The organism is Cupriavidus sp. 01L46 (assembly GCF_056399905.1).
Window position 1 is genome coordinate 1 of the sequence record NZ_JBFTSF010000575.1, and the last position, 1,570, is coordinate 1,570.

1 protein-coding gene is annotated in these 1,570 nt (G+C 66.2%); it reads right to left on the reverse strand.

Annotated features, from left to right (window positions below):
- Window positions 1–1,570, reverse strand: a 1,570-nt coding sequence (locus AC1DS3_RS38495) for a beta strand repeat-containing protein (RefSeq protein WP_477129347.1), incomplete at both ends; no start/stop codon positions are given.

The window sequence follows — 1,570 nt, forward strand, 5'->3', positions numbered from 1 at the left end:
GTTCACCACCACGCTATAGGTATGCCCATCGACCTGCGTCACCGAGGCAACCTGGCCAGCGGCCGTGCCGGTGCCCGACAAGACGAAATCGCTCACATCCACGCCGGTGACGTTCTCGCTGAAGGTCACCGTGAAGTGGACGGCGTTGCCCGCGGTCGGCATCGGGTCCGCGGCGATGACCGCTACCGCTGACGGCGCCACGGCATCGACCAGCACCCCGGCGGTGGGTGCCACGCTGTTCAGCGTGGTCACCGCGTCATTGCCGGCGACATCGCGCACCGTGCCGCCGTGGAGATCCAGCGCGGAGGCAACGGCCACGCCATTGCTGTCGCGCTGGCCGCTCGCCACGGTCAGGCGGAATGTCAGGGCGCTGGTGCCGGAGCCGGACACGTAGCTGGCGTAGACGGTGCCACCGGTGTCCAGCGTCACGGCGATGCGCGGTGTGCCACCGGTGGTGTCCACCACCACGGCCTCGCTGTAGTTGACGGTGAAATCGAGGTTCTGGCCTGCGATGTAGGTACCGTTGGCCGGCACGCTGACGGTCGCCACGGTCGGCGCGATGCCATCGACCACGATGTCATGCTGGCCGCCCATCGAATGGGCGCCGCCCACGGCGGGCAGGGTCAGTACCGCGGCGTCGCTGCTGCTGTTGGTGATCACGCCGCCGTTCAATGCCAGCGCGGCCGGCGATGCCACATCGAGATCGGCGCTGCTGTCGCCGGCCTGCACGGTATAGCGGAACGTGAGCGTATTGGTGCCGGAGCCCGAGACGTAGGTGGCATTGCGGTCCACCGCGCCGGTTTCCAGCAGCAGGGTCGGCGTGCCGCCCGTGGTGTCGACGGTCACCGCCTGGTCGAACGTCACCACCACGCTGACCGTATCGCCAGCCTTGTAAGTGCCGTTGGCGGTGAGGGCATCGACGTTGGTGACGACGGGATTGATGCTGTTGACGGTGATCGCGATGGTATCGGTAGCCGTCTTGGCGCCGCCGGAGCCCGTCAGCCCCAGGTCATTGGTGGTGATCTGGATACTGCCTGCGCCGTGATAACCGGGCGTAGGCGTATAGGCAAGGCCATTCAATGCGGCGTTGATGTCCGCCAGCGTCCCCCTGAATGTCATGGTGGCGTCACCCGCACCGGAGCCGCCAATAAAGGTCAGGCCCGACGTGCCGGCGAGCGTGATCACGCCGTTGGTTGCCGTCAGCGTCACTTGTTCGGCGCCGCCGGCGGAATCGACATCGCTGACCGAGATCAGGTTGCCGTTGCCGGCGCTGAATATCAGCGCGCTGTTCTGATCGACACTCTGGGCCACTGGAACGGCGTTGACCGGATTGTCATTGACGGCATCCACGCTGACCAGCTTGGTGGCGGCGGCACTGTCGGTCGTGCCATCGTTGACCGTGAAGCTGATGGTGCGGTTGCTGGTATTCGGCAGGTCCGACGTATCCGTGTACGTAACGGATCGCAGCGCCGCTTGCCACTGTGCCGTCGTGGCGCTCGCGCCGGACGACGTCAGGGTCATCACCCCGGTCCCGCTGTTGTAGCTCGCCGTGATATTGCCCATGGTGGCG